This is a genomic window from Lacibacter luteus (assembly GCF_004118265.1).
GTDB lineage: Bacteria > Bacteroidota > Bacteroidia > Chitinophagales > Chitinophagaceae > Lacibacter > Lacibacter luteus.
This window is the reverse complement of sequence record NZ_SDHW01000001.1, coordinates 1279297-1300840: the sequence shown is the minus strand read 5'-3', so window position 1 is coordinate 1300840 and position 21544 is coordinate 1279297. Positions and strand designations below refer to the sequence as shown.

The window sequence follows — 21544 nt, the reverse complement described above, 5'->3', positions numbered from 1 at the left end:
AAGATAGAGCTTTCCAGGCAAAGAGTTAAGAGTTACGGGGATGCATACTCGTAAGGCATAACCTTTAACCCGTAACATGTTTACACATTCACGATCAACACCGGTATATCCAATTCGTGACGTACAGTTTCAATTGTTTCACCAAACACATAATCTTTTAAGCCCTTGTGCCTGTGTGCACCCATGATCAGCATATCGGCTTGGGTATCTTTTACAAGCCGCACAATTTCACGTGTGCGGTTGTTATAACCTAATGCAGCGGTAACTGCATAACCCTGTTGTTGCAGGGTGCTTGCATACAGTTCAAGCCTTTGCCTGTCGTTGCGTGTTTCTTCATCATCGGTAGCTTCGCCCAATAAACGTGATGGAGCTGTTTCTACCACATGTACCAAAACATAAGTGGTATCTTTTCTTCCCTGGTGCAATGCATAGGCAATGAGTTTTTCATCATTCACAGAAAAATCAAGTGCAACTGCAATACATTTTATATCGGGCACATTCAGGTTGTTCAATGCAGGAACAGGGCTGTGCATTTTCGATGTTTCCCTGCGGAGTTGTCGTTTAATAAGTGGTAAGAAGGTCATCATCACAAACAACCATACAAACAGCAACGCCACAACAGGTATTAGAAATTTCCAGAAGAGATTACCCGGTTCATCATACACTGCCAGTATTTCCTGCAGTACAAGACGTACGTTGAGGAATACAAGAATGCCGGCTATACACCATGCTGCAATTTTCATCCAGAGGCCAATTGCAAATTCTCCCATCGTTTGTTTATCACTTACAAAATGAATAAGCGGTATAACGGCAAAGCCTAATTGCAAACTCAACACCACCTGGCTGAACACAAGCAGTGCATCAACTTTCTCTTCGCCATAAACAAGAATAACTATAATGGCAGGTATAATGGCAATTAAGCGTGTAAGCAAACGACGCAGCAAAGGATTGATACGCAAATGCAGGTAACCTTCCATTACAATTTGTCCGGCAAGCGTACCTGTAATGGTACTGCTTTGTCCGGCAGCAATTAAGGCCACAGCAAAAAGAATGGGAGCGAGCTTTGTACCAAGCAAAGGCGATAACAACTGGTGTGCATCTTCAATTTTTGCAACCTGTGTATTACCTGTTTTAAAAAATACCGTTGCAGCCAGCACAAGAATAGCAGCATTAACAAAGAAAGCGGCATTCAATGCAATGGTACTGTCAATAAAATTAAACTTCAACGCACGCCGTATGCTTGCTTTATCGGTACCGATTTTTCTTGTTTGTACCAATGCAGAGTGCAGGTATAAATTATGTGGCATTACCGTTGCGCCAATAATACCTACAGCAATATACAATGCCTCGTTATTTAAAGCAGTTGGTATAAAACCTTGCGCCATTTCGGGTATAGAAGGCTTTGCTAAAATAATTTCCACAACAAACGATGCACCTATAACTGCAACCAGCGAAATAATAAATGCTTCCAGTTTACGTATGCCATAGTTCTGTAACCATAACAGCAATAACGTATCGAATACGGTTATACCCACACCATAGATCAATGGTAAACCTGTTAAGAGATAAATACCCAATGCCATGCCAAGCACTTCTGCAAGATCGCAGGCTGCAATGGCAATTTCGGCTAATACATACAAACAGAAATTTACCAATGGCGGATAGGTTTCTCTGTTGGCCTGCGCAAGATCTCTCCGGCGAACAATGCCTAAACGTGCACTTAAACTTTGCAGCAACAAAGCCATGAGGTTACTCATGAGCAACACCCATATTAACTGGTAGCCGAATTTTGCACCGCCTTGCAAATCTGTTGCCCAGTTGCCGGGGTCCATATAACCAACACTTACAAGGTAAGCCGGTCCTGCGTAAGCCAGTATTCTGCGCCATCCTTTCACGGGTAAAGTGGTATCGACTGATGCATGTACTTCGCTCAACGATGTTTCTGTATGCTGCACTTTCATTTGTCTGTAGTATTTAAACCGTCTTTACCAAAATGGTTTTTGCCAGTTGTTCGCTTAATGTAATAATGGGTTGATTGCGGAGTTTTATTTCAACCGAACCATCAAATGCATGGCGTTGTTTTAATTCGAGTTTTGTACCGATGCCGATATTTTTCTGGCTCAGTAACTCCAGTAAACTGCTGCTTTGATCGCCTACACCTGTAACAACTGCGGCAGCACCTACTTCTAATTGTTGTAAGCTGAGGTTGCTGGTTATCGTCATTCTTCCTTTACTGTCGGGTATAGGGTCGCCATGCGGATCGGCTTTGGGATAGCCGAGAAATGCATCGAGCCGTTCAATTAATTCGGGACTGCTTACATGTTCCAGTTCTTCGGCAATATCGTGTACTGCATCCCAGTTAAACTGCAGCTTTTCTACAAGAAAATATTCCCACAATCTGTGCTTGCGGATAATGCTGAGCGCCAGTTTCTTTCCCTCAGGAGTAAGTTTTACACCGTAATAAGGTGCATAATGTAACAGTTTTTTTTCGCTGAGGCGCTTAAGCATATCCGTTACCGATGCCGGCTTGGTTTGCAGTTCGGCCGACAGTTCGTTGGTGGTTACATTCTCATCGCTTTGTTGCAGGCGCCAGATGGCTTTGATATAGTTTTCCTCTGCTGTCGAAAAATTCATTCGGTATGAAATTAAAATTTAGACAAATCTAAAAATAAATATTGAAACGGACGCATCTGTTTGGCTATTCAGCTTTAAAGCCGGCTGTATCCCCTCCGTGAGAGGGGCAAACGAATTTTAAGCGATCAACCCAACCAAAAGGGGTGGGTGAAAAATGCGATGTACATTGAGGTTCGACACTTTTCCAATTCCAAAACAATCCACTATCTTCAACGTTCATTTTTTGGATAACTACATGAACCGCTATTCTTCATTCGTACTGTTGTTGTTGTTGTCGCTGTTTGCCTGCAAAGACAAAAAGCCCAAAGAAATTACCGATGCAGATCTTACCACTGCCGATTTCATTGCGCTTGCGGCTACGCTTCCATACCCTGTATTGGTAAACGATACATTGATCAACCGTAAGGAAAAAGATTCGCTGCTCATTAACCAGGAAACGTATAAAACATTTGTTCCCGATTCGGTGTTTCAACAATTCTATCCCAAAACAAAAGGACTGAAGCTGTACCTTCTTGGTAAAATAAAGGATGGCGACAAAGGCAATTTTATTCTTGTAAAATCATTACAAGGCAAGAACAAAGGCGTTCAGCTTTTATACTTCGATAAGAAAGCAGCGTATGTAGGTTCGATGAATGTAACTGCTTTGCTGCCCAAAGGAACGGGAGTGCGTTATTGCCGTATCGACAGTAAGAACAACATCAGCTTTATACAGGAACGTAAAACAAATACCGGCGAACTGTGGACGAATGAAACCATCTATTTCATGGATGAGAAAGGTAAGTTTATTGTGGCGATGACCAACAGTACCGAAGACCTCAGCGATCTGATCATGGGTAACCCCATCGACAGCATGCCACGTACACAAAAATATTCGGCTGATTATTCCATCGACAAAAAGAACCTGGTTTCTATCCGTGATGGAAATACAGAAAAGGAGTTTGAATTTTTTATTCATTTCAGCAAACAAAACGGCGAATGTGTGGGTGAGGTAAAAGGTACCGGCGAGTGGATAGAAAAGAACAAAGGCATCTTTCGTGATGCATCGAGCGATTGTATTCTTACATTCGATTTCGGTACATCATCTGTACGCATATCCGAACAAAACTGCGGTTTATACAGAGGCATTACCTGCTTCTTCGAAGGCAGCTATCCGAAGAAAGCAGAGCCGGTAAAGAAGAAAAAGAAGAAGTGAGTAGTGAATGGTGAGTGCGTCTCCGTTAGACGTGATAATGTTTTCCTAACAACAAAACGAAGGATTGCTATTGCTGTCCGCATGTAGTGGTCCGTGGACTATTGTCTGTCAACTTTCAACTATGATTCCTCGTAAAAATATCAGCTCCGGTTCCCCTTGGGAAGATGTGGTAGGCTATTCGAGAGCTGTTCGTATAGGCAATGTTATTGAAGTGGCAGGTACAACTGCTATGGATGGAGATGTGCTTATTGGCGAAGGCGATGTATATGCGCAAACAACATTCATTCTTCAGAAAATAGAACGTGCTTTAGCCGAAGCAGGCAGTAGTTTGTCTGATGTGGTGCGTACACGTATGTTCATTACCGATATCAGCCGCTGGGAAGAGGCAGGTAAAGCACACGGCGAGTTTTTCAAAACCATTAAACCTGCTTCTACAATGGTGGAGGTTTCTGCGCTTATTGATGAGCGTTTGTTGATTGAAATTGAAGCTACTGCTGTATTGCCCAACGTTTGATGTTGATAAGACAGTACCCTAAAAAGGGGCTGTTTGCGTTTTTCAGGTTATATTGCGGCCCCTAAGTAAAGAATAATCGTCTATGGCCTTTAATCACTACAATGTTCCTTATGCAACTGATAATGCATATGCAAAAAGAGTCGCTTATTTTTCAATGGAGTTTGCTGTACATCAACCGCTTAAAATTTACAGTGGTGGTTTAGGTTTCCTTGCAGGCTCACACATGCGCAGTGCATACGAGTTAAAGCAGAATCTTATTGGTATTGGTATTTTGTGGAAGTTTGGATATTACGATCAGGCACGCAACCAGGATCAATCATTGCAAGTGCAGTGGAACGAAAAAATCTACAATTTTTTAGAAGATACAGGAATTAAATTCCAGATCAATATTCACGATCATCCGGTATGGGTGAAAGCATGGTATCTTAATCCTGAAACGTTCAAGAGTGCTCCTATGTTTTTGCTGAGCACCGATTTACCGGAGAACGATTATGTATCGCAAACCATCTGTCATCGTTTATACGATGCCAACGTTGCTACAAAAGTTGCCCAGTTTATTTTGCTGGGTGTTGGTGGTGCAAAGTTGATTGATGAGATCGGTTTTAAACCCGATGTGTATCACTTAAATGAAGCACACGGTATTTCATCGGCATTTTACCTCTACAATAAATTCGGAAGTGTTGACGAAGTGAAAAAGCGTATGGTGTTTACCACACATACTCCCGAAGAAGCAGGTAATGAAAAACATGACATGTACCTCTGCGAAAAGATGAGCTACTTCTGTGGCTTGCCTTTAGATGAAGTACGTAAGCTCACCGGTATTTACGACGATCAGTTCAATCATTCATTAGCTGCATTACGGTTTGCACGGCATGCGAATGGTGTAAGTGCTTTGCATGGTGAAGTGAGTCGTAAAATGTGGAACCATTACGATGGTATTGCACCGATTACGCATATTACCAATGCACAGAACTGGCGTTACTGGGCCGATAAGCAATTGTATTTTTCAATGGATGAAAGCAACGAAGAGCGTTTTGATGATCGTAAAGGTTATCTCAAACGTCGTGCATTTGATCTTGTTGCCGATCAAACAGGAAAATTATTCGATCACAATGTATTGACCATTGTTTGGGCACGCCGTTTTGCAGGTTATAAACGTGCAGAACTGATCACCCGTGATCTTGATCGTTTCAATGCATTACTCAGCAATAAAAAATATCCTGTGCAGATCATCTGGGCAGGTAAACCTTACCCGGTTGATTATCCTGCTATCAGCGATTTTAATAATCTTGTTCACCTGAGTAAGAATTATAAGAACGTAGCCGTATGCACCGGTTATGAACTGGCATTGAGCAAGCGTTTAAAACAAGCTGCTGATGTGTGGCTCAACAATCCACGTGTACCACGTGAAGCAAGTGGAACAAGTGGTATGACGGCAGCCATGAATGGTGCAGTTAACTTCAGCACATTTGATGGATGGATCTGCGAGTTTGCTAACCATGGTAACAACAGCTTTATTGTACCTCCGGTTGATTACAGTGCGATGCATGTACAGGAGCAGGATCAATACGATCTTGATCAGATGTATGAAATCCTGGAGCGCCAGATATTGCCATTGTATTACGATAACCCGGCTGTATGGCGCCAGATCACTCAAAACGGTATGCGTGATGTTCGCTTCCAGTTCGACAGTAACCGTATGGCACATGAGTACTACGAGTTAATGTACAACAAGCAATAAACTTTCAACTAAACGTATATGATCCCTCTGCAACGCAGGGGGATTTTTTATTGCTTCTGTTTTTGCTGAATATTGAGTCCGTTGATCTGCTCTTTATAATCGGCAGGAAGCAGCAGACTTTTCAATAACCAGTCCATCTTCATCAATCTGCTGATTTTGTATAGCGGTACAACCGGTGTGAGTAAAGAAAAATCACTGAACTGTAACAACTGTTTCACCAGTTCAGGCACAACTAATTTCTGTCCTTCTATCAACACTTTGAAACGCATAGCGCCAAGATGTTTCTTGTACTGCAGAAAAAGATCTTGTGTATAGTTGCTTGTTTGCAGATCGTTTTGCAAATGCGTTTCTCTAACCGGAAGCCATTCGTTATAAGTGGGAGGGAGTTCCTTTAATTCCATACGTACACCTACACGGTAAAACACATTGTACACTTCTTCTTTCTCTTCAGCACTTAAATTCCTTTCGAGTAATTCGTAAGCGGAGATGGAGTAATAGATGAGCATAAACAGCACATCACGATAAGCCCAATCGGGAATGGAATAGCCTCTTTTATTTTCAACGCCTGCATGTATCTGCCGCATAATGTCAATGGCTTTGTTGGCATCTGCTTCGGAAGTAAAAACTATTTTACGTGCATAATCTACGGTAGAAAATAAACGACCAAGCGGATCGGAGGGAAGTTTGCCGGTAAAGTATAACCAGTCAACTGCTTTGTTTAATGCAAACTCAGCTGAAGCACCGGCGAAAATAAAAAGCACCGTATCGCTCTTGCCCCAGATTTGCCGAACAATGGAATCTTCGTTTACAAAGAATGACATAAGGGTGGTTTTTTGTTAAGGTTATTTATTGTGAGAAAGAAGTACGAGATACCAAGTACAAAGTACGGAAGTTGTCACTGCACTCACGAATGCTTCCCGAAAATCCAAAATCCAAAACCCCAAATCCAAATTCCTATTCACTGTATTCACTCAACTCCAGCCAACGCATTTCTTTTTCATCGAGCAGGTTAGTTACTTCACCAATGCGGTTGCTTAATTGCTGCAGTTCATCGAAAGGAAGATTGCCGCTGTTGAGTTTTGCAGTGATGGTTTCTTTCTCGGTTGTGAGCTGTTCAATTTCTTTCTGCAATAATTCAAACTCACGTTTTTCTTTAAAGCTGAAACGTTTTTTCTCTACTGTCGAACCCTCGACTTCGCTCGGTTTCTCCGGCACCGCACTTCGACTTCGCTCAGTGCTGGCTACCGACTCTTTATTATCGGCTGCCGACTTCTCATTCTCTTTCTGATGAATACGCAGTTGTGTATAGTTGCCGGGAAAGTCGGTAATAACACCGTCGCCTTCAAACACAAACAAATGATCAACCAGGCGATCCATAAAATAACGGTCGTGACTAACAATGAGCAAACAACCGGGGTACTCTGTTAAGAAATTCTCCAGTACAGCTAATGTTGGCAGATCAAGATCGTTAGTAGGTTCATCCAACACCAGGAAGTTGGGATTGCGGAAGAGGATCGACAACAAATGCAATCTTCTTTTTTCACCACCACTTAACTTTGAAATGTAAGTGTACTGTTTATCCGGATCAAACAAAAACAGCTGCAGAAATTGTGCAGCACTCAACGAGCCTCCACTTGCCAAAGGAAAATTCTCTGCAATATTTTTTACGTATTCAATTACACGCAGGTCTTCTTTTATTTCCAAACCTTTTTGCGAATAGTTGCCAAACACAATGGTATCACCTACATTGATCTTACCGCTGTCGGGTTCCTGTATGCCTTGTATAATATCGATGAAAGTTGATTTGCCTGCACCGTTTTGTCCAACCACACCAACACGTTCACCTTTTTTGAATGTGTAATCAAAGCCCTTCAGAATTTGTTTTTCACCAAAGTTCTTGTACACTTTTTTCATCTCCACTACTTTGCCACCCAGTCTGTTCATCTTCATGTTCAACTGCACCTGCTGATCTTCGATGCGTTGTTTGGCTTTAGCTTCTACTTCATAAAAATTATCCTGCCGGCTTTTGCTTTTAGTGGTACGTGCTTTTGGTTGCTTGCGCATCCACTCCAGTTCTTTACGGTAGGTGTTTCTTGCTTTATCAATACTTGCCAGCTCGCTTTCAACACGTGCTGCTTTCTTTTCTAAATAATTCTGGTAATCGCCTTTGTATTCGGTTAAGGTGCTGCCGTCGAGTTCCCACACTTCATCACAAACTGCATCTAAGAAATAGCGGTCGTGTGTAACAAGTAACAGCGTAATATTTTCTTTGTTGAGATAATGCTCCAGCCATTCCACCATTTCCACATCAAGGTGGTTGGTAGGTTCATCCATAATAAGTAATACGTGTTTGTGATCAAAACCAATATCGATCAAGGTTCTTGCAAGTGCTACACGTTTACGCTGACCGCCTGATAACGTACCCACTGCTTGTTGCAGATGATGGATGTTGAGTTTACCAAGTATCTGTTTCACCTTTGCATCAAAATCCCATGCACCAAGTTCATCCATTTTTACAATGGCTTCGTTGAGTTTTTCTGCATCGTTCTCTTCACTGATGGCCTCGTATTCTTTAATGGCGTTGATAACAGGATGGTTGTGCTGAAAGATATTGTCGAGTATGGTTTTATTTTCATCAAAGCCGGGTTCCTGTTCAAACAGGGCAATGTCCACATCTTTGTTCACCCAATACTTTCCATCGTCGGCAGTTTCTTTACCGGCCAGTATTTTTAATAAAGTGGATTTGCCCGAACCATTGCGTGCCACCAATGCAATTTTATCGCCCTCTTCAATATGAAATGAAATATTCGAAAACAGGGGCGTAATGCCGTAACTCTTTGTTAACCCTTCAACAGAAACATAATGCATGGCGCAAAGATAGTTGAACATGTCGGATGGCTGATTTAGGATGTATGATTTTCTGAACTTTGAAATGTATTTACATCCTACATCATAAATCCGACGTCAGAAATGTGCATTGTACCAGATAAGAAAACAAATGGCAATGGTGAGTAATACGATGAGCAGGGGATTGAGCCATCTCCATTTTTCCTGCTGCTGTTTTTTCTGCATGCTTTGAAAAATATGTTTGTTCCATTCGGGAAGATGAACAGCTAATTTAAAAAGCTGGTTGGCGACAGGTTTTGCTGCTGTGTACGGAAAGGGCTGTATGCTTTTTAGCATGCTGGCAATAATCGATGCGTGTACATCGGTTTCTTTCTGATCGATCAATATGCTGATGGTATCATCGTTCAGCAGCTTTGTCATGCGTTCGGCAACAGCTTTGTAATTCATACGATGAATATCCATCGTGGCCACCTGCTTGTTCAGCTCCAGGCATTTTATAAGTATGGCAGGCGCTGTAATTAATTCTTCGCCTATTTTTTTACCACTTGCTTTGTATAACCATCGTTCCTGTAAATACAGTTCTTTTTTCTGTGGATTGGTGAGCACTTCATACGCTTCTTTTATTTCGGCGAAACGTGCAAGTGCATACGGGTCGTCGTTGTTTTTATCGGGGTGATAAAGCATCACCAGCTTACGGTAAGCCTGCTTTATTTCAGGTAAGCTTGCCGATGGTTCAATTTCAAGTATGGAGTAATAATCTTTCAGAGCCGCAAAGCTACTTCATGCACGCAAAAGAATTTCAGTGCAACGAAATTTGTTATTTTTAACCCGCATGCTGCGTTACCTGTTTTTACTGTTCCTCTTGCTTCCTGCGTTTACAAAAGCAGGCGACTCAACTGTTGTTGCAGAGAAAAACGTTCGTTTGAAAGGTTATCGCAAAATCTTTTACCAGGTTATTTGCATGCATCCCAAACTTAATTCTCCGCTTGAACGTGCTTTACTGAAACATTACCTGCAGGGCAGTGGTACTGCGTTTGAACTTTCTACTGCTGATTTTCAAAAGATGAAAGCGTTGCTACGTTTATTGCCATCGTCCACAACAAACTGCCGACCGGTAACAAAAGATTATTGTGTGATCCCTGCAAACCTTAGTGACGATGATTACTTTGGCTGGGCATTGGGAAATATTACCGTTGTATATAACAACGAGCAGTTGCCTGTTACATTTATTGATCGTTACGATTTTAACCGTAAGCCAAAAGGGCAGCGAAAAGTAAAAGGAGAATTAGTGACGAGGATATTTGGTTTGATTGCACCACGAAAAGCAAAAGTATTTCTGGTAACCTATAATGCCAATGCTTATGAGCTGCCCTAGCTGATTTTTTTACTATCGGGCAATTGAAAAATGAGTGTTTCGCCGTAAACCGATGCCGGTGTTTGATAACCTGCTTTGAATTTTCCCTGTACAATTTGTAGTGCAATGTGTAAGCAACCCCATGCAGTTACACTGTAACCATTGCCACATTGTAAAGAAGCCGTTCGTTCTTCAGCTTTTGCATTCCATACTTTACCCCAGATGAATGTATTGCTTTTGCTGCGTTGTTCATCTGTTGGGCCTGCAGGTGCCGCATCAATACGTTGTTGAAGACGTTTGCGTATGAAAGAAGTACGCAGCAACCAGTTGAAGAGAAATTGAAATTTAAGTAAGCGATATACCGTTGGTTTCATTCCTGTAAATACTTCAATGTTGGGAATGCCGGTTGTGTGATGTGCTGTTGAAATATCGCCCCACTGCAAACTCATTACAAAACGTTTTTGCCCGGCTGCATTTAACCACATGCCTTTATGACCAAACGGTTTTTGTACAAGTTGATGATTGCTGCGTACCAATGCTTTTTCGCCAATACGCTGGATCATTGTGGTAGCAGTGCCATGACTTAACCCGCCACCACTGCTGATGAATGCCAATTGCAGATGTGTGGCATCAGGTAATTCGTTTTTCAAACGAAGTGCAATACAATCGGTAGGAATTACATCAAACCCTGCGCCGGGTAACAACATAACGTTGGCTTGCTTTGCTGCTGTATCATATTGTTTGATGAATTCAAAAACAGGTATATCGCCGTTGATGTCGATGTAATGTGTTTGTGTGGCGATGCATGCTTCGATCATTTGTTTGGCAGTGAGGGAAAACGGTCCTGCTGCATGGATAACCAGTTGCACATCGGCTAATTGCTGATGAAGAACTGTTGCATCATCCAATGAAAAAATGCGATAGGGAAGTTGATATTGGTTGGCGAGTGCTGCAATCTTCGCTTCGTTTCTTCCAGCAAGAATGGGTTGCAGATTGTATTCACGTGCATAACGGGCAATCAGTTCGCCGGTATAACCATTGGCACCATAAAGCAATACATTATTCTTTTGCATATGCAGCATGTATTACTTCCATTCAATAAAGCTGATGATCTCTTCGAGGTATTGCTGATCCGTTGTATCAAACGTATGCAAATCAACACTGTCAACATCCAACACCGCTACTACTTCGTTGTTGCGGATAACGGGCAATACAATTTCTGATCTGCTTAAACTGCTGCAGGCAATATGACCCGGGAATTTTTCTACATCAGGAACAATGAGTGTTTTTGCTTCGGCCCATGAACTGCCGCAAACACCTCTTCCTTTGCGGATGCGTGTACAGGCAACCGGTCCTTGAAATGTACTCAACACCAATTCCGGTTCAGCAGATTTGATGGCAGACTTCACCACATAAAACCCAACCCACAACCAGCCAAACTGTTCTTTCAGTGCAGCACAGATATTACCCAGATTAGCTGTAAGATCGGGTTCGCCTTCCAGCAATCCTTTGATCTGCGGAATGAGTTCTTTGTATTGCTCTTCCTTTGTTCCCTGTATGATGTGTAGGTCTTCTGCCATGGGGAAAATATTTGTGCAAAGGTAGGATGAATGGATAATGAAAAATGGATAGTGGATAATGCAGATGCAACAATCAAATGCCCCGGCAATTATCCATTATCAACTATCAATTATTTTGCAACCACCACCTTTAATGTTTTCTCAAAATTATCTATCTGCAACTTTACAATATATGTACCTGCAAGTAAGTTACTGGTATTAAAGCGAACCAACTGTTTGCCGATTGATTGAAAGCCATCTACCAGTTTCATGATTTCTCTTCCATCGCTATCAAGTACAAAGAGTAAAACTGCAGTTCGCTTATTTAAAGTATAGTTGATGATCGTATGTGTTGCTGCGGGGTTTGGATTGGCGATCATTTCAATATCCTGCGCAGGGCTTGTTACTTGTGGCTGCGGTTTTTCAACAGCAGGTTTCGGTTTTTCATCTGTAGGTTTAGGATTTTCAACAACCGGTTTAGGTGTAACGGCAATGGTTACCGGCAGAAGCGATACTTCTTTTACATTGCTTGCCACACTTTCGTTATGGAAACGATCGAGACTTGTAACTACGTAATAGTAAACCGTTGACGTAAGATTGCTGTCAATAAATGTTGTTGTTTGATCGTTGGCAGTAACATATTGTATTGCTTCAACATCATCTAAATTCACTGTAGCATTGTTAAAACGGTACACCACAAACTGTCTTACTTTGTCCAGTTCATTTGTTGCAGCTGCAGGTTTTGTCCAACTGAGTTGTACATGATTGTTTTTGATCTGCGCCGTTACATTACTTACCGGTTGTGGGGGGTTGTTATCACGCCAGGGCATTGTTGGTAATAGTGCAGGTGCAGTGTAGAGATGCTCTTCCAATGAATCCCGGAAATGTAACGGGTTGATCATAAAATAACGGGTGCGAAAAAAGGTGCTGCCTAACACATTGCTGTATGTTCTGTTCAGCCGCACCTGGTTATTGATTTGTGATGCATTATTCCATCTTGGATCATTGTCTAATTCTGCATTTAATTTATAAACAGCCTGTCCGCTGTAAATATGCCGGCCATTTGCAATACTGTTCCACCACGGTATAAGTACAGCATAATCTGCAGTAGTAAAACCAATGCTCCAGTAAATTTGTGGTGTAACATAATCAACCCATCCCTGCTGCAACCATTTTTTTGTATCAGCATATATTTCACTGTAGCTCTGCAGACCACTTGTTACCGATCCTGTTGCATCACTGCTTTTATTGCGCCAGATACCAAAAGGCGATACACCAAATTTTACCCATGGTTTTACTGTTTTAATACTGTCGTAGCTGCGTTGAATCAACAGGTTGATGTTATCTCTCCGCCAATCACTTTGATTGTTGAAACCTCTTGCGTAAGCAGCAAAGCTTGCATCATCATTAAACCGTGCACTCGTGCCGCCGGCACCGGGATAAGGATAAAAATAATCATCGTAATGAATGCCATCAATATCGTAACGACGTAATGCATCCATTACAATGGAAATAACATAATCACGCACAGCAGGAATACCCGGGTTGAGGATGCGCAACGAACCTTGTGCAAGCAACCATTCGGGATGTGTTTTGGCAACATGCGTTGAAGCATAATTACCGATAAGATTATAATTGTTTACTGCACGGTAAGGATTGAACCATGCATGTATTTCAATACCACGTTTACGACATTCATCGATCATGAATTGTAATGGATCGAAACCGGCTGCTGGTGCAACACCCTGCGTTCCTGTTACAGAAGCACTCCACGGTTCTAATTTGCTTGGGTAAACAGCATCGCATTCATTTCTTACCTGGAAGTAAATAGCATTGATACCTGTTTGCTGATGCATATCGAGCAACTTGATAACAGAATCTTTTACTTCCTGCACAGTGCGTACAGATGTACTTGGCCAATCAAGATTTAAAAAGGTAGATACCCATGCAGCCCGCAATTCTCTTTTCGGCGGAGCTTGTGCATTGGATGCGGTTATTACAATAAACAGGCTGAGGAAGCAAATGATGAGTCGATTCATAAGATGTTGATAGCTGTGCAAAATAAGTGTTTTTAAAATGGATGCTTTCAATCGTAAAACTATTAAGAAGAAATTAGTTGTTTGCGATTGTTTACAAACAAAAAGGAAGCCAATGACTTCCTTTTGTTCGTTTAATGGTTAAGATGGGATACTATGCTAAATGTTTTTTAAAGAAATCAATCGTACGTTGCCATGCAAGTTTTGCGGCGGCTTCGTTATAACGGGTAGGAGCAGTGTCGTTGTGGAATGCATGATTCACATCGGGATACATGTATAACTCATACGTGATCTTGTTATCTTTCAAAGCCTGTTCATATGCAGTAATGCCTGCATTGATACGTTCGTCGAGTGCTGCATAATGTAATTGTACGGCTGATTTTATCTTTGGTACATCTGCAACAGCAGCTTGTCGTCCATAAAACGCAACTGCTGCTTTTAATTCAGGAACGTTTACGGCAAGTGTATTGCTCATGCCACCGCCCCAGCAAAAACCAACACAACCAAATTTTCCGTTACTGTCTTTTCTTGTTTTGAGATAGTTGAACATGTTGACAAAGTTGGTTTGTGTTTCCTGCGCATTCAGTTTTGTAAACAAAGTTCTTGCTTCATCTTCATTTGCCGGTGTGCCACCTAATGGAGCAAGTGCATTGGGTGCAATAGCAAGGAAACCTGCTTTTGCTGCACGGCGTGCCACATCTTCAATATGCGCATTCAATCCACGGTTCTCGTGTATCACTACAACTGTTCCATATTTTGCTTCCTTCTTTGGCCGGGCAACATAAGCTTTCATTTCACCTGTTACTGCAGGGTAAGTAATGTATTCAGTAAACAGATCATCATCGGGAGTAACAGCAGCTTTGGCATAGTTGCCTTCGAGAAAGGGGAGAATAGCGACTGCCGCTGCAGTGCTGCCTGTGAGTATTGCTAAGCGTTTCATGAACTCACTTCGTGGAAGTGGCTTATGAGTGTATTCGTCGTATAGATTAATAATTTGCTGATCCATTGCGTGTTGATTTAGGATGAGAAGTTACAATGTTTTGATGGAAACCATCAGCCGTTTATAGAAATGAAGTGAACTTGATGTAATTTGTCGGAAATGGCCTTATAGTTTGTCGTACCTGCACATGCAAATTTCATAATTGCACAAGTAGCTTTGTTTAAACAATCATTCAATCAAAAACATAAACCAATTTATCATGCAACCAAAAACAATCAACATTCTTTACTGGGTTTTTACACTCATCTTCGGCGCTCTGATGATCTTTTCTTCTGTAGGTGGTATTGGACCAAATGAGCAAACAATTGAGATCTTTCATAAATTTTTAGGCTACCCCATTTATTTTATCCAGTTTATCAGTTGGGCAAAGATCGTTGGTGTAATTGCGTTGTTACTTCCACTACCCAAAACAGTAAAAGAGTGGGCTTATGCAGGATTGTTTTTTGATCTGTTGGCTGCTGTTTATTCAGGTATTGCTGCATCAGGAAAATTTGATCCGCAGATGTTAGGAATGTTGATGTGGATTATTCCCGGAGTGCTTTCTTATTATTTCTGGAAAAAGAAAACAGCTGTGAATAGCTAAAGAATTTTTGAGCCTAGTATAAAGCAAACGCCCCGTTCACTGAACGGGGCGTTTGCATATTGCCAATTCACTATTTGCTTATTTAATTACGCTTCTTCTTCCATATAACTGCTAACAGGTTCGCAAGTACAAATGAGGTTACGGTCACCGTATGTATTGTTGATGCGGCTTACACTTGGCCAGAATTTGTTTTGTGTTACATAGTACAATGGAAATGCAGCCTGTTGTCTGCTGTATGCATGATTCCATTCATCAGCCATCACCACAAACTGTGTATGCGGTGCATGCTTTAATGGATTATCAGCTTTATCAGCAGTACCATCTTCAACAGCACTGATCTCCTGACGAATGCTGAGTAATGCATCACAAAAACGATCAAGCTCAGCTTTGTCTTCACTTTCTGTTGGTTCGATCATGATCGTACCGGGTACAGGGAAGCTCATTGTTGGTGCATGGAAACCATAATCCATCAAACGTTTTGCTACATCTTCTGCTTCAATACCAGCTGTGTTTTTAAACGGACGCAGATCAACAATAAATTCGTGTGCGCATGTACCGTTAGCACCTGTATAAAGAATATCAAAATCTTTTTTCAATCTTGCCTTCATGTAGTTGGCATTGAGAATAGCATATTCAGTTGCACGTTTTACACCATCTGCACCCAACAAACGGATATATGCATAACTGATGAGCAGGATAGAAGCCGAACCATAAGGAGCTGCACTTACTGCACCCTTTCCATTTTGATCAACATGACCGGGCAGGTAAGGAGCAAGATGTGCTTTCACACAAATAGGTCCCATGCCGGGGCCGCCGCCACCGTGTGGAATTGCAAATGTTTTATGCAGGTTCAGGTGACAAACATCAGCACCAATTAAACCGGGTGATGTTAAACCAACCTGTGCATTCATATTTGCACCATCCATGTACACTTGTCCGCCGTGCTGGTGAACGATAGCGCAAATTTCTTTTACGCTTTCTTCAAAAATGCCATAGGTACTTGGGTAAGTGATCATCACACCTGCAAGGTTGGCGCTGTGTTGTTCTGCTTTTGCTTTAAAGTCGGCCACATCAATGTACCCGTTCTCCAATGCTTTTACCACCACTACTTTCATACCCACCATTACCGCACTTGCAGGATTTGTTCCGTGTGCAGAAATAGGAATCAAAATAACGTTACGGTTTGCATGTCCGTTTGCCAAATGATAATCACGGATGGCTAACAAACCAGCATACTCACCTTGTGCACCACTGTTTGGTTGCAGACTGGTTGCATCAAAACCGGTGATCTCTGCTAAGTATTCTGATAATTCATCAACGATCTGTTGATAACCTTTTGTTTGATCGGCCGGTGCAAATGGATGTATTTTGCTCCAATGTGCCCAGCTCAACGGCATCATTTGTGTAGCAGCATTCAGTTTCATGGTGCAGCTACCCAATGAGATCATAGATGTATTCAACGAAAGATCTTTGTTCTCCAGTTGTTTCATGTAACGCATCATCTGGCTTTCGCTGTTATGCGTATTAAAATTCGGATGCGTTAAGTAGGCGCTTTCACGAACGAGAGATGCAGGGATGTGGTTCAGTTGCACATCTTCTTCAACAGAAAAATGAACAGGATCAACATCGTTTACAAAACAGTTGATGAGATCGTAGAGATCTTCAAGGTTGGTTGTTTCATCAATAGAAATACCAACTGTTGTTGTATCAATGATACGCAGGTTGATCTCCTGTTTTTCTGCTTTTGCTTTTACAGTTGCAAGATCTGCTACTTTAACGGCAATGGTATCGAAGAAGGAATTGCTTACTAATCCAAAACCTCTTTCTGCCAATGCATCGCCCACAACCTGTGTTAATACGGCTACACGTGTTGCAATGGCTTTTAATCCCTGCGGACCATGATACACAGCATACATAGCAGCCATGTTGGCGAGTAATGCCTGTGCCGTACAAATATTTGAAGTAGCTTTTTCACGTTTGATGTGTTGCTCACGTGTTTGCAACGCCATACGTAATGCACGGTTGTTTTGTGCATCAATACTTACACCAATGATACGGCCGGGGATAGAACGTTTAAATTCATCTTTGGTGGTGAAGAACGCAGCATGTGGTCCGCCATAACCAAGAGGTACACCAAAACGCTGTGCCGAACCAAAAGCAACATCAGCACCCAGTTCGCCTGGTGAAGTAATCAACGTTAATGCCAACAGATCAGTTGCCATTGCCACAAATCCACCTACACTTTGCACCTGCTGAATAAATGCACGGTAATCTTCAACTGAACCGATATTGTTAGGGTACTGCACCAATGCACCAAAATAAGTTTCATCAATGGCAGCAGTTTTATAATCGCCGAAAACAAGTTGAATGCCCAGCGGTGTACCACGGGTAATGAGTACATCTTTTGTTTGCGGGAACACTTCGTTGTCTACAAAGAACTTCGGTGCTTTAATAACATCTGTTTTGTTTACATGATGAAACAGCATGTTCATTGCTTCTGCAGCAGCAGTTGCTTCATCGAGCAGCGAAGCATTGGCAATCGGTAAACCGGTAAGATCGCTCACCATGGTTTGGAAGTTGAGTAAGCTTTCCAAACGGCCTTGCGAAATTTCGGCCTGGTAAGGGGTGTACTGTGTGTACCAGCCCGGGTTTTCAAAAACATTACGCAGAATTACAGAAGGCGTAATGGTATCGTAATAACCCTGGCCAATATAAGTTTTGAATAATTTATTGTTGAGCGAAACGTCTTTCAGATGCTTCAGCAGATCAGCTTCACTCATTGCATCGGGCAGGTTGAGTTTTTCGTTGTGGCGGATGGCTGCCGGTACGGTTTTGTCGATCAGTTCATCCAGGCTGTTTACGCCAATGGTTTTTAATAAGCTTGCTTCCGATCCTGTAGTACCAATGTGTCTGCGGGAAAATTCGTTTTGTTGTGCTTCAAAAAGATTCATGTGTTTCGTTCGTTTAAACAGATCTGTTATTTGAAAAGAAGCTGTTTCCAGCCCATCTTTAGCTTTTCCTCATGCCGAAAAATTAAAGACGTGCAAAGTTACGGCCAGAAGCAATTCAAATAAACGCATGTTAGCGGTTGGGGAAAGGCTGTGAAAACGGTTGCACAGGGTAAAATGCTATTCGCTGCGAGCTACAAGCTGCAAGCCGTTTCCCGATTTTTATAGTAGTTTATAAATAGCAGGTTATGTATTTGCTTGCAGCGAGTAGCGAACAGCATGCAGCTTATCCTATTTTTTCAACAAAACTTCTAACTGATCGAAGCAGATGGAAATGCCTTGTTCAAAGCCCATTTCCACAATGGTTTGTAAACTTTGTTCTGTGGGGTAGATCATTTTAAACTCTACTGTTGTTCCTGTTGCCGTTTCTTTGAACACATTATGTCCCTTCGACACAGGAAGTTCCGGGTTGATCGTTCCGTTCTCATCGCAAAAACTATCTTCTATTTCAAAACCTTTGTGGTGGGTGATAGAAAGATAATCCATGCGAGCCCAGTGGCGCTGATCTTCAGGCCCAACCATGGCGTATAACCAAAAGCCGCCCGGTGTAAAATCCTGCTTTTTTGTTTCTGCACGCCAGGGTGAAGGTCCCCACCATTGATCGAGTAATTTACTTTCGGTAAATGCACGCCACACATCTGCAACCGGGGCATCAAATTCTCTTGATACAACAATTGATTTTGCCTGAAAATCTTTTGTAACGTTTGTTTTATTCGTACTCATTTTTTTGTTGTTTTTATCGTTGATAATAGGTTGTCTAATTGGTTGAATCTCGTATCCCACATTTGCCTGAATGGTTCAATAAAATCAGCTACTTCTTTCATCTTTTTTGCGTTAAAGTGGTAATGGATTTTCCGCCCGCTTTGTTCCTGCTTCACCAACTCACATTCGGTTAAAATGCGCAGGTGTTTCGATATAGCTTGCCGGCTGCTGTCGAAATGTTCGGCAAGTGCATTTGGTGTCATTGCCTGCGTGGCAACCAGTAAAATGATAGCCCGGCGGGTGGGGTCGGCAATTGCCTGAAATACGTCTCTTCTCATTTCAAAAACGGAGTTAGGAAACCGTTCGGTTGCAAATATACGTGCAACCATTTGGTTTCTCAATATTTTCTTTCTTTTTTTCTGGCAAACTTGTATAGCGTACAAATAACCTGCCTCTTTCGGCTATGGCTTACATTTGCAGCATGGCAGAGGATCTCTTACATAATTGGGAAAAAAAAGCAGCAGAACGGCAAAAAGAATATGCCCGTTTTTTGAAACGTGCAGAAAAAAATAAAGTGCTGAAACAACTGCCCGATCTGCATGAAGAAGCTTTTGAAAAAGTTGATTGTCTGCAATGTGCCAACTGTTGCAAAAATTATTCGCCCCGTTTTAAAACACCCGATATAAAACGCATCAGCAAACACCTGCGCATGAAGGAAGGAGAGTTTATTGATAAGTACCTCAATCTTGATAACGAAGGCGATTATGTAGTGAAAACAAAACCCTGTCCTTTTCTTGGTGCTGATAATTACTGCAGTATTTATGAAGTGCGTCCGTCGGATTGTGAACGTTTTCCTTATACAGATGAAGATGTGATATTGAAGCGACCACATCTTACACTTAAGAACAGTACTTTTTGTCCGGCTACTTATTATGTACTTGAAAAATTACTTGTTGCAAAGTAAAATTTTACATAAGCAATTTAATTTCTATTTTCAAGAACAAACAACTGTGGTTGTTTATAACTTACGTTCACAAAAACACATTGTATGAAATTAGTTTCGCAGATAATGGGCATTTTTCTTTTGGTTGTAACAGCTGCCGCTTGTACAAAGGGATTTTATATTGACGGGAAGAAAGCTGTGCAGGTTAAAGTGACCGATCTTGGAGAAATGTATTCAACCTATAACATTACCGAGAGTGAGCAAACAGAGGTAAAGCGCCAGTTAACAGACAAAGGGTTGATGAGTGAAATTATACGCTACAGTAAAGAGAACCAATGGCCTGATGCTGTTAATACATTAGACGAACGTTTAGAAAACCGCTCGGTGATGATGAAATATAATTTTTACAAAGTAGCAAGCTTTGGAAACAAAACCATTGTAGCTGTGCCACAGGAAAAAAACAAACATATGCCTGCTGCTTATATACCACAAGGGCCGATGTACATCATTTTTGCAAGCAAGGTTATTGCATCGAAATAGATTTGGAACACTGCATTTCAAGGACCGCTCATGCGGTCTTTTTTTATGCAAAAAAAATCCCCGCCTTGAAAGGAGGGGAGACGGTTAATCAGTTACCATTAACCATTAAACCTTATCATCACACAAATAGACTAAGATTTTATTTTTTGAGTTGCATCAGTTTGTCATATTTCGGGCAGAAGATGGCCGGATTGCGGGTTTCTGAACTTTACGGGCAAAAAAAAACCTCTTCCGTAAAGGAAGAGGCGCTAATCAGTTACCATTAACCATTAAACCTTATCATCAATGGCAAAATAGCTATTTTTTTTTAATTATTGTTGAAACGTTAAATTATTTCCAATTCCCTTTAAACGTACGGGCATAGTCATCAAAGCTTTGCACGCCAAATTTCTTTTCTGCAAAATACTTCACAAGCATTTCCATTTCGCTAACTTCCAGCATGCCCGATATTGGTTGAGGTGCATCATTTTCGCCTGGTATAATCACCGTAGTAGGATATGCCAGCTCTCCATTGGTAAGCATCAAGGCTATTTCATTGGTTTTATAGGATGCGTTATACTTATAGGTTTTACCTTTCCAGCTTACATCTGCTTTTGTTTCGGCATTGAGCTTTACCAGGTAAAAATTATTGTTGAGGTATTCAATGAGATCTTTATTACTGTAGGTTTTTTTATCCATCACTTTGCACCAACCACACCAGTCGGTATACAGATCAATCAAAACGGGGCGGGGAGCGGTTTTCAACTTTTGTTCTACCTCTGTAAGACTGCTCCATTGCAGCTTGGGTTTGGGTGCTTCGGTTACAAATGCACCGAAAGAAATAAACAGAACTGTAAGGGCGGAATAAAAAGACAACTTTTGCATGCTATTTTTGTTAATCTTATTCATTTA

The 21544-nt window shown here is 41.6% G+C and carries 20 protein-coding genes; 7 read left to right on the top strand and 13 right to left on the bottom strand.

The features are described 5' to 3' along the window. Nucleotides 1–80 precede the first annotated feature (80 nt). Together ESA94_RS05030 and ESA94_RS05025 are read right to left on the bottom strand one after the other, a co-directional pair. Nucleotides 81–1961 (bottom strand): Nramp family divalent metal transporter, encoded by a 1881-nt coding sequence (locus tag ESA94_RS05030; RefSeq protein ID WP_129129748.1) that lies wholly within the window; start codon nt 1959–1961, stop codon nt 81–83. A 13-nt stretch (nt 1962–1974) separates the two neighbouring features. Next, nucleotides 1975–2634 (bottom strand): metal-dependent transcriptional regulator, encoded by a 660-nt coding sequence (locus ESA94_RS05025; protein ID WP_129129747.1) that lies wholly within the window; start codon nt 2632–2634, stop codon nt 1975–1977. Nucleotides 2635–2869: 235 nt separating this feature from the next. On the opposite strand from ESA94_RS05025, the gene ESA94_RS05020 reads away from it, so the two are divergent. From ESA94_RS05020 to glgP, 3 genes are all read left to right on the top strand, one after another. Beyond that, entirely contained in the window at nt 2870–3826 is a 957-nt protein-coding gene (locus ESA94_RS05020; protein WP_129129746.1) for a hypothetical protein, read from the top strand. Between the two features lie 121 nt (nt 3827–3947). Further along, on the top strand, nt 3948–4340 hold the full coding sequence (locus ESA94_RS05015) for a RidA family protein (RefSeq protein ID WP_129129745.1): 393 nt from the start codon (nt 3948–3950) through the stop codon (nt 4338–4340). An 82-nt stretch (nt 4341–4422) separates the two neighbouring features. After that, nucleotides 4423–6081, top strand: coding sequence for an alpha-glucan family phosphorylase (gene glgP / locus ESA94_RS05010; protein WP_129129744.1), 1659 nt, complete (start codon nt 4423–4425; stop codon nt 6079–6081). A gap of 47 nt (nt 6082–6128) precedes the next feature. Here the strand turns inward: glgP and ESA94_RS05005 are convergent, their stop codons facing one another. The 3 genes from ESA94_RS05005 to ESA94_RS04995 form a co-directional block, all read right to left on the bottom strand. Further along, complete coding sequence (locus tag ESA94_RS05005) at nt 6129–6902, bottom strand: oxygenase MpaB family protein (RefSeq protein WP_129129743.1); 774 nt, start codon at nt 6900–6902, stop codon at nt 6129–6131. Between the two features lie 133 nt (nt 6903–7035). Beyond that, on the bottom strand, nt 7036–8949 hold the full coding sequence (locus ESA94_RS05000; protein WP_129130261.1) for an ABC-F family ATP-binding cassette domain-containing protein: 1914 nt from the start codon (nt 8947–8949) through the stop codon (nt 7036–7038). A gap of 96 nt (nt 8950–9045) precedes the next feature. After that, nucleotides 9046–9675 (bottom strand): J domain-containing protein, encoded by a 630-nt coding sequence (locus tag ESA94_RS04995; RefSeq protein WP_262708024.1) that lies wholly within the window; start codon nt 9673–9675, stop codon nt 9046–9048. 55 nt (nt 9676–9730) lie between these two features. Between ESA94_RS04995 and ESA94_RS04990 the strand changes: the two genes are divergently transcribed. Beyond that, nucleotides 9731–10303 carry a hypothetical protein gene (locus tag ESA94_RS04990; protein WP_129129741.1) on the top strand — a complete coding sequence of 191 codons (573 nt, stop codon included), beginning with the start codon at nt 9731–9733 and terminating at the stop codon, nt 10301–10303. Here the strand turns inward: ESA94_RS04990 and ESA94_RS04985 are convergent. From ESA94_RS04985 to ESA94_RS04970, 4 genes are all read right to left on the bottom strand, one after another. Then, the gene (locus ESA94_RS04985; RefSeq protein WP_164972655.1) at nt 10300–11355 is read right to left on the bottom strand and encodes a saccharopine dehydrogenase family protein; all 1056 of its coding nucleotides are present in this window, start codon (nt 11353–11355) and stop codon (nt 10300–10302) included. The genes ESA94_RS04990 and ESA94_RS04985 overlap by 4 nt on opposite strands. A 12-nt stretch (nt 11356–11367) precedes the next feature. Next, entirely contained in the window at nt 11368–11862 is a 495-nt protein-coding gene (locus ESA94_RS04980; protein WP_129129739.1) for a GAF domain-containing protein, read from the bottom strand. A 110-nt stretch (nt 11863–11972) separates the two neighbouring features. Next, nucleotides 11973–13880, bottom strand: coding sequence for a family 10 glycosylhydrolase (locus ESA94_RS04975; RefSeq protein ID WP_129129738.1), 1908 nt, complete (start codon nt 13878–13880; stop codon nt 11973–11975). Between the two features lie 151 nt (nt 13881–14031). Continuing rightward, nucleotides 14032–14883 carry a dienelactone hydrolase family protein gene (locus tag ESA94_RS04970; RefSeq protein WP_129129737.1) on the bottom strand — a complete coding sequence of 284 codons (852 nt, stop codon included), beginning with the start codon at nt 14881–14883 and terminating at the stop codon, nt 14032–14034. 193 nt (nt 14884–15076) lie between these two features. Between ESA94_RS04970 and ESA94_RS04965 the strand changes: the two genes are divergently transcribed. Further along, nucleotides 15077–15460, top strand: a complete 384-nt coding sequence (locus ESA94_RS04965) for a DoxX family protein (protein ID WP_129129736.1) — start codon at nt 15077–15079, stop codon at nt 15458–15460. Between the two features lie 86 nt (nt 15461–15546). Here ESA94_RS04965 and gcvP read toward each other — a convergent pair whose 3' ends face one another. The 3 genes from gcvP to ESA94_RS04950 form a co-directional block, all read right to left on the bottom strand. Next, on the bottom strand, nt 15547–18411 hold the full coding sequence (gcvP, locus tag ESA94_RS04960) for an aminomethyl-transferring glycine dehydrogenase (protein ID WP_129129735.1): 2865 nt from the start codon (nt 18409–18411) through the stop codon (nt 15547–15549). A gap of 288 nt (nt 18412–18699) precedes the next feature. Then, on the bottom strand, nt 18700–19191 hold the full coding sequence (locus tag ESA94_RS04955) for an SRPBCC family protein (protein WP_129129734.1): 492 nt from the start codon (nt 19189–19191) through the stop codon (nt 18700–18702). Then, the gene (locus tag ESA94_RS04950; RefSeq protein WP_129130260.1) at nt 19188–19508 is read right to left on the bottom strand and encodes an ArsR/SmtB family transcription factor; all 321 of its coding nucleotides are present in this window, start codon (nt 19506–19508) and stop codon (nt 19188–19190) included. Before ESA94_RS04950 ends, ESA94_RS04955 begins: the two co-directional genes overlap by 4 nt. Before the next feature lie 143 nt (nt 19509–19651). On the opposite strand from ESA94_RS04950, the gene ESA94_RS04945 reads away from it, so the two are divergent. Beyond that, on the top strand, nt 19652–20134 hold the full coding sequence (locus tag ESA94_RS04945) for a YkgJ family cysteine cluster protein (RefSeq protein ID WP_129129733.1): 483 nt from the start codon (nt 19652–19654) through the stop codon (nt 20132–20134). Nucleotides 20135–20218: 84 nt separating this feature from the next. Continuing rightward, nucleotides 20219–20653 carry a hypothetical protein gene (locus ESA94_RS04940; protein WP_129129732.1) on the top strand — a complete coding sequence of 145 codons (435 nt, stop codon included), beginning with the start codon at nt 20219–20221 and terminating at the stop codon, nt 20651–20653. A gap of 330 nt (nt 20654–20983) precedes the next feature. Here the strand turns inward: ESA94_RS04940 and ESA94_RS04935 are convergent, their stop codons facing one another. After that, entirely contained in the window at nt 20984–21517 is a 534-nt protein-coding gene (locus ESA94_RS04935) for a thioredoxin family protein (protein ID WP_164972654.1), read from the bottom strand. Nucleotides 21518–21544 lie beyond the last annotated feature (27 nt).